Annotated in this window: 9 protein-coding genes and 1 rRNA gene (1 of these 10 running past the window's edge); all 10 read left to right on the top strand. The window is 50.6% G+C overall.

What is annotated here, in order from left to right:
- Nucleotides 1-264 precede the first annotated feature (264 nt).
- Nucleotides 265-930 carry a radical SAM protein gene (locus DYE26_RS34715; protein WP_342354252.1) on the top strand — a complete coding sequence of 222 codons (666 nt, stop codon included), beginning with the start codon at nt 265-267 and terminating at the stop codon, nt 928-930.
- Between the two features lie 29 nt (nt 931-959).
- Nucleotides 960-1,616: an SPASM domain-containing protein gene (locus tag DYE26_RS34710; protein WP_342354251.1), complete on the top strand. Its 657-nt coding sequence runs from the start codon at nt 960-962 to the stop codon at nt 1,614-1,616.
- 221 nt (nt 1,617-1,837) lie between these two features.
- On the top strand, nt 1,838-2,680 hold the full coding sequence (locus DYE26_RS34585) for an ABC transporter substrate-binding protein (protein WP_280525091.1): 843 nt from the start codon (nt 1,838-1,840) through the stop codon (nt 2,678-2,680).
- Between the two features lie 14 nt (nt 2,681-2,694).
- Nucleotides 2,695-3,255, top strand: a complete 561-nt coding sequence (locus DYE26_RS34580; protein ID WP_280525090.1) for a type 2 periplasmic-binding domain-containing protein — start codon at nt 2,695-2,697, stop codon at nt 3,253-3,255.
- Between the two features lie 42 nt (nt 3,256-3,297).
- Nucleotides 3,298-4,362 carry an ABC transporter substrate-binding protein gene (locus DYE26_RS23065; protein WP_244927441.1) on the top strand — a complete coding sequence of 355 codons (1,065 nt, stop codon included), beginning with the start codon at nt 3,298-3,300 and terminating at the stop codon, nt 4,360-4,362.
- Nucleotides 4,359-4,646: a hypothetical protein gene (locus DYE26_RS34335; RefSeq protein WP_244927440.1), complete on the top strand. Its 288-nt coding sequence runs from the start codon at nt 4,359-4,361 to the stop codon at nt 4,644-4,646. Before DYE26_RS23065 ends, DYE26_RS34335 begins: the two co-directional genes overlap by 4 nt.
- Before the next feature lie 174 nt (nt 4,647-4,820).
- Complete coding sequence (locus tag DYE26_RS23060; RefSeq protein WP_115311272.1) at nt 4,821-5,300, top strand: ABC transporter substrate-binding protein; 480 nt, start codon at nt 4,821-4,823, stop codon at nt 5,298-5,300.
- A gap of 326 nt (nt 5,301-5,626) precedes the next feature.
- Nucleotides 5,627-5,827 (top strand): hypothetical protein, encoded by a 201-nt coding sequence (locus DYE26_RS23055; protein ID WP_115311271.1) that lies wholly within the window; start codon nt 5,627-5,629, stop codon nt 5,825-5,827.
- Nucleotides 5,824-6,183 (top strand): hypothetical protein, encoded by a 360-nt coding sequence (locus tag DYE26_RS23050; RefSeq protein ID WP_115311270.1) that lies wholly within the window; start codon nt 5,824-5,826, stop codon nt 6,181-6,183. The genes DYE26_RS23055 and DYE26_RS23050 overlap by 4 nt, the downstream gene beginning before the upstream one ends.
- 729 nt (nt 6,184-6,912) lie before the next feature.
- Nucleotides 6,913-7,442: ribosomal RNA gene (locus DYE26_RS23045) — 16S ribosomal RNA — on the top strand (it continues 1,024 nt past the right edge of the window).

The following is a 7,442-nucleotide window of genomic DNA, read 5'->3' as shown; positions in this document are numbered from 1 at the left end:
GAAAAAGGGCTGGCAACGGAGATTGATCCGGTTAATCCGGACTATAAAATGCTCATCGGTGAAGTGGTCACGGAAAGCATAAAGCTGGAAATCCAGATGTTTAATAAGCTTTTGCTTGTTTTAAAAACTCGCCTTTCTTCCCCCACGTTGTAATTTACCGAAAAAGGTGACGCAAATCACGGCAAGCGGATGCTCCTTTTTTCATCATAGGACTTAAGGGTTTTTGCCCGATGTTTCCTATTTCAAAATAAAGGATGGATCAAAATGAATTTTGACGCGTCACAGTGGAAGGCTTCGCGCTTTAATGCGCAAAGCGAGACGGATGACGGCGGCCTGATGCTGTACAACAGCTATACCGGGGCGATCGCTTCCTTCTCGTCGGCGGAACGGAATGATGTTTTGGAGTGGCTGGCACCGGCCGCCCCTGTTCCCGAGCCGGCGCCTCCGCTGGTTGACGGGTTGATAGAGCAAGGATTCCTCGTCCGTTCGGACGTGGATGAAATGCGGCGCGCCATGTTTTTGCACCACTCCATGCATGCTCAAGACGCTATGCATTTGGTGCTGCTTGTGACGGAAGCCTGCAACTTTCGCTGCACTTATTGTTATGAATCGTTTCCGCGCGCTTCGATGCGCGAGGAGGTGATCCGCGGTCTGGAAGCTTATATGGCCGAGCGGGCCAAGACGTTGAAGCAGCTTACCGTAAGCTGGCATGGCGGCGAGCCTTTGCTGGTCCCCCACATCATCGAACGGTTGTCCAATTCCTTTATCGAAGCTTGCGGCCAAAACGGCGCCGCCTACGGCGCGGAGATGTCGACGAACGGCTATTACCTGACCAGGGACCGCCTCGAACAAATGCTGGATCTGCATGTCCGGCGCTTTATGGTCACGCTGGACGGGGAAGGGGAACACATGATTCCCGGAGAGGACTGAACGGAGGCGGAGGAACGTACCGGACGATCGTGGATAATTTGCTGTCCTTGAAGCAGGTCGACCGCCCGTTTGAAATTAATCTGCGCGTCAATTTCGACAACGGCAACCTGGGGGCCGTATCGCGGTTTATTCCCGTACTCCGGGAGTTGTTTGCCGATGATCCGCGGTTTAAAGTATATTTCCGTCCCGTCGGATGTATGGGCGGTGAAAATGATCTGAACCTCCCGGTATGTGACGAGCGGACAAAGGATCGCGCAATTTGGGAGTTGAACGAGCAGGCGATTGCCGAAGGGCTGCAGGTTAGCTCCTTCATTTCGGATATTTTGCTGCCGACCGGCGCGGTTTGTTATGCGGCCAAGCCGAATTCCCTGATCGCCGGCTCCGATGGCATGCTGTATAAATGCTCCGTCGCGTTGGGGCAGGACAACAACCGGCTGGGCCGGATTCATGAGGATGGGACGCTGGACCTGGATTACGACAAGCTGGCGCTCTGGACGACATCCGGCGAAGAAACGGATGAGAAATGCCGGGCCTGCTTCTTCCGGCCCGCGTGCCAGGGCAATCATTGCCCGCTGTACCGTATGCGGACGGGGAATCGCCCTTGCTCCTACGAGAAGCGGCAAATCAAGAAGACGCTGCGGACGATTTGGATGGCGGCCCGGCGGGATGAGGAGGTGATACTATGAAAATTATCCGTCCCGCGGCGCAGCCCGCATTGGTTAAAACCGGCCGGGTATCCAAGTCCGTACCGGGCAATCTGAGCTGATGGAATAAGATATCCGGGAAAGCCAACCCTTAAGGAAATATAAAAGGGTTGGCTTTTTTTGAGAAAATAGGTAACTATTTAGCGCCTGATTACGTCTAAGTAATGGGGAAGATTAAAAAAAAAATCATTTAGGAGGTCATGATGAAGAACGGATTCATACATAAGGCGATATTGGTGCTGTTTAGCGGGCTGCTGCTTGCCGGCTGCACCGGCGGACCCGCCAAAGAGACCAAACAGGTCTCGAACTTGAAGGTGATGTTTTGGGATGAGAGTTATTTTTATCAGGAGTACGGCGATTTGTTTGCGATGAAATATCCGAATATCGATATTGAAGTCGTCTCATCAACGGACAAGATTTACCGGGACAGCGACCAGGAAGATTTTGACTATGACAAAGCGTTTGCCAAATTTATCGAAGAAGAGCAGCCGGACGTGCTGCTGTTGAATACGAATCAGTATGAAAAGTTCGCTTCCGAAGGCAAGCTGACGGAGCTTGATCCGCTGATCGCCAAGGATAAATACGATACCGAAACGATTTTTCCGGGACTTATGGAAATTCTGAAGGAAAAAGGCGGCGGGAAGCTGTACGGTTTATCCCCGACCTTTTACGGCTCGGTTTTGTACTATAATGCCGATTTGTTTGCCAAATACGGAATTGAGGCGCCGCACGACGGAATGAGCTGGCAGGAGATTCTCGACACGGCCCGCCGCTTCCCGACGGACGGGGACGAAAAGAGCCGCGTTTACGGTTTTGGTTCGGATTACGGCATGTCGCTGGAAAATTTGGCTTCCAGCATCTCATCTACCCAAGGCTTGAATTATATCAACCCTGACACGATGAAACTCACTCTAAATACCGATTCGTGGAAGCAAGTTTATAAGATGGCCATGGATGCCTTGGACTCCAAAGCGGTTTACAATCCGGATGGCGAGGGGTTCCAGGGGGGGACCATGGAGAGTATTACCAAAGCCAGCCGTTCCTGATGGGGCGTATGGCCATGACGGTCGACGGCACCAATCTGCTGCAAAATCTGAAGGATGCCCAGGGACAGATTAAGGACTATAAGCCGTTCCAAATCGGTGCGGTTGCAGGGCCGGTAGATCCGGCCGAGCCTGATAAATCGCGGAGTATTTCCATGAGGGATATTTTGGCGATCCGGGCGAACTCGCCGAATGCCGATGCGGCGTGGGAATTTTTAAAGTTTGTAAACGGTGAAGAATTTGCGAAGATCAAGTCCAGAACCTTGAATGGCGGCTTGATGTCCCGCACGGGCGTGCAAAGGGAATACAACGGCGTAAGCCTTGATGTGTTTTATAAGCTGAAACCTAAATTGGATAACGACTCCGACAACTACGATAAAATCCCGGATAGTTTCCATGAGAAGTACTACTCCCTCTTTAGCCGGGAAATAAAGCTGGTTCAGGATAAAAAGAAATCCATCGACGAGGCGCTGCAGACCGTTCAAGACGAAGGCCAGGCGGCCCTGGATAAAGCGGTCCAAGATGAAGCGGCCGGCAAAAAGGACAAGCCTGGCGCGGAAACGGATCAGGCCGGTTAACGGCACTTAGCTTATCGCCCTATCATTTTTTTGGAGGTCATGATGAAGAACGGAATTTTAAATAAGGTTATGCTGCTGCTTTTAAGCGGGCTGCTGCTTGCCGGTTGCACCGGCGGGCCCGCCAAAGAGACCAAACAGGTATCGAGCCTGAAGGTGATGTTTTGGGACGAGAATTTCTTTTACAGGGAGTACGGCGATTTGTTTGCGATGAAACATCCGAATATCGATGTGGAAATCGTCACAACGGACCGGATTTACCGGGACAGCGACCAGGAAGATTTCGACCGTGACAAAGCGTTTGCCGACTTTATCGAACAAGAACAACCGGACGTGCTGCTGTTGGATGCGAACGAGTATGAAAAACTCGTTTCCGAAGGCAAGCTGACGGAGCTTGATCCGCTGATCGCCAAGGATAAATACGATACCGAAACGATTTTCCCGGGACTCATGGAAATTCTGAAGGAGAAAGGCGGCGGCAAGCTGTACGGTTTATCTCCGACCTTCTATGGATCGGTCATTTACTACAACGCCGATTTGTTTGCCAAATACGGAATTGAGGCGCCGCACGACGGAATGAGCTGGCAGGAAATTCTCGACACGGCCCGCCGCTTCCCGACGGACGGGGACGAAAAGACCCGCGTTTACGGTTTCGGTTCGGATTACGGCATGTCGCTGGATAATTTGGCTTCGAGTATCTCATATACGCAAGGTTTGAATTACATCAACACCGATACGATGAAGCTCACTCTCAATACCGATTCGTGGAAGCAAGTTTATAAGATGGCCATGGATGCCTTGGACTCCAAAGCGGTTTACAATCCGGATGGCGAGGGGTTCCAGGGAGGGACCATGGAGGAGTATTACCAAAGCCAGCCATTTATGATGGGGCGGATGGCCATGACGGTCGACAGCACCTATATGCTGCAAAACCTGAAGGACGCCCAGGATCGGATTAAGGACTACAAGCCGTTCCAAATCGGTGCGGTTGCAGGGCCGGTAGATCCGGCGGAGCCCGACAAATCGCGGAACATCTCGGTGAGCGACATTTTTTCCATTCGGCCAACTCGGCAAATGCCGATGCGGCTTGGGAATTTATTAAATTCGTGAACGGCGATGAATTTGCCAAGGTCAAGTCCAGAACTTTAAACGGCGGCATGTTGTCCCGAATGGGAGTGCAAAAGGATTTCCATGGCGTAAACCTCGACGTTTTCTACAAGCTGAAGCCTAAAGTGGACAACGACTCCGACAACTATGATAAAATCCCGGAAAGCTTCCATGATCAATACCGTACTATTTTTGACCGGGAAATGAAGCTGATGGCGGAGAAAAAGAAATCCATCGGCGAGGCGCTGCAGGTGATTTCAGGACGAAGGCCAGGCGGCGCTGGATAAGGCCGTAAAGGAGGAAGCGGCCGGGAAGAAGAATAAGCCTGCCGCGGAAGCGGATCAGGCGGGCTAACGTGCCTTGGTTGCCCCCGAAAAGGGGCTTTGTGCGAATTGCTTTATAAAATTTTTGGAGGCTAAGATGAAGAACGGAATATTATATAAGGTTATGCTGGTTATGATATGCGGACTGCTGTTCGCCGGGTGTGCCGGCGGCCTGCCAAGCAGGAGGCGCAGACTTCTACGCTGAAGGTCATGGTCTGGGACGAAAGTTATTTTTTCAGCCAATATGGCGACATGTTTGCGATGAAGAATCCGAATATCGAAATTGAAGTAGCTAACACGCAAAGCATTTATAACGACGAGGAAAAGGACTACGACAAGGCGTTTGCCAAATTCGTGGAAAAGGAACAGCCGGATATCATACTGCTGAACTCCAACAAAAATTACGAAAAATTCGCATCCGAAGGCAAATTAATGGATTTGGATACGCTCATCGCCAAGGATAAATACGATATCTCGACGATTTATCCGGCGCTGATCGACCTGCTAAAGGAAAAAGGCGGCGGGAAGCTGTACGGGCTGGCTTCATCTTTTAATGTGAATGCAATTTATTATAATGCCGATCTGTTTGCTAAATATGGAGTTGAGGCCGCCGCATGACGGGATGACCTGGCAGGAATTATCGATACCGCCCGCCGTTTCCCCACGGATGGGGATAAGGACAGCCGGATTTACGGATACGGTCCTCGTTACGGGAAAGCTTTTGATGAATTGGCCTCTTCGATCGCCATGACACAAGGGTTGCAGGTGCTGAATCCGGATACGAAGAAAATGACGATCAATTCGGATTCCTGGAAAAGGTTTTCCAACTGGCTCTGGATGGCGTAAAATCCAAGGCGATTTATGATCCGGGCGAAGACGGATTCCAGAGCGGGACGATGGAAGAATATTATAAGAGCCCAGCCTTTCTTAATGGACGTATGGCAATGACGATCGACGGCACCAATCTGCTGCAAAATCTGAAGGATGCCAAAAACAGCGTAAGGGATTATAAGCCGTTCCAAATCGGCATCGTGGCCGGTCCGGTGGACCCGGCGCTGCCTGACTCCACGCGGGAAGTCAGCTATAATGAAATTTCGCGATCCGGTCCGATTCTCCAAACGCCGATGCGGCCTGGGAGTTTTTGAAATTCATCAACAGCGAAGAATATGCCAAAGTGAAATCAAGAACGTTGAATAACGGTCTCATGTCCCGGATGGGCGTGATGAAAGATTACGAGGGACAAAGCCTTGACGCTTTTTATAAGTTAAAACCTGCAGATAGCAGCGACGGATATATGGGGATCAGCGACGCTCCTAACAGCTTTTACGGACAATTCCAACAAATCAAGGATCGGGAACTGGATCTTGTCCAGAAGGGAAGCAAGTCGCTTGACGAGGCGCTGGAAAAGATCCAGGCGGATGGACAAGTAGCCTTGGATAAAGCGTACCAAGAGGAAGAGGCACAGAAGAAGAAGGACGGAAAAGACGATATCAGCTCATAAGATAAAGCGGACGTGGACACCGGCAGCGATTACGGTATGGTTATCAAGGGCAATTAGCTGCCACCTTTAGGCCGCGGAATTATTGAAGGCTAACCTTTGCAGCTTTGGCTCGGGGTTGGTCTTCATTTGTGTACCTGTAAGTTTTGTTATGCATGAAAATCATTGAAAGAAGGGAATGGGATGAAGCTTTTCGGCAAAGCGTTTTTCATCGTGTTGAGGAAGAGACTGCAAAGCAAAAGTAGCCGCTAGACCCATGGATCGGATTTTTTGTTCCGGCGGTTGCCGGAGCGCGTCGCTTTTGACGATTTACGGGACCGGAACACCAGGCGTTTACGTACGGTCTTCATCCCGTAGCCAGGTCCAGGTTCCCTCCGCGCCATGCTGAGCAAATTAACCGTTTAGGACGGTTCTCGTAAATTCAAAATGGAAAAACATACATATTGCAAAAGCTCCCCGATCGTGATAAATTATTACTTGTCGCTTCGAACGGCAGCTTGTCGAAAGGCTTGCTACAATGTCGAAAAATGAGGTTGACAAAGTAAAGTGAATTGGCTATAATAAACAACTGTTCGACAAAAAATGATGGTTATCGAAAATGCCGGACAGCAAGTTCTTTGAAAACTGAACAAATGGAACGCGTCAATAACTTTGAACGATTTTTTAAATCGTCAGTAACTGATTGAGCTAATCGCTCTTTCGAATAAACTTGGGTGATTCGTTCATCAACCTTTATTGGAGAGTTTGATCCTGGCTCAGGACGAACGCTGGCGGCGTGCCTAATACATGCAAGTCGAGCGGACCTGATGGAGTGCTTGCACTCCTGATGGTTAGCGGCGGACGGGTGAGTAACACGTAGGCAACCTGCCCGTAAGACCGGGATAACTACCGGAAACGGTAGCTAATACCGGATAATCAAGTCTTCCGCATGGGAGACTTGGGAAAGGCGGAGCAATCTGTCACTTACGGATGGGCCTGCGGCGCATTAGCTAGTTGGTGGGGTAACGGCTCACCAAGGCGACGATGCGTAGCCGACCTGAGAGGGTGAACGGCCACACTGGGACTGAGACACGGCCCAGACTCCTACGGGAGGCAGCAGTAGGGAATCTTCCGCAATGGACGAAAGTCTGACGGAGCAACGCCGCGTGAGTGATGAAGGTTTTCGGATCGTAAAGCTCTGTTGCCAGGGAAGAACGTCTTCTGGAGTAACTGCCAGGAGAGTGACGGTACCTGAGAAGAAAGCCCCGGCTAACTACGTGCCA

Source organism: Paenibacillus macerans, from assembly GCF_900454495.1.
Taxonomy (GTDB): domain Bacteria; phylum Bacillota; class Bacilli; order Paenibacillales; family Paenibacillaceae; genus Fontibacillus; species Fontibacillus macerans.
The sequence above is the reverse complement of the archived record's forward strand: the minus strand, read 5'-3'. Positions and strand labels throughout refer to the sequence as shown.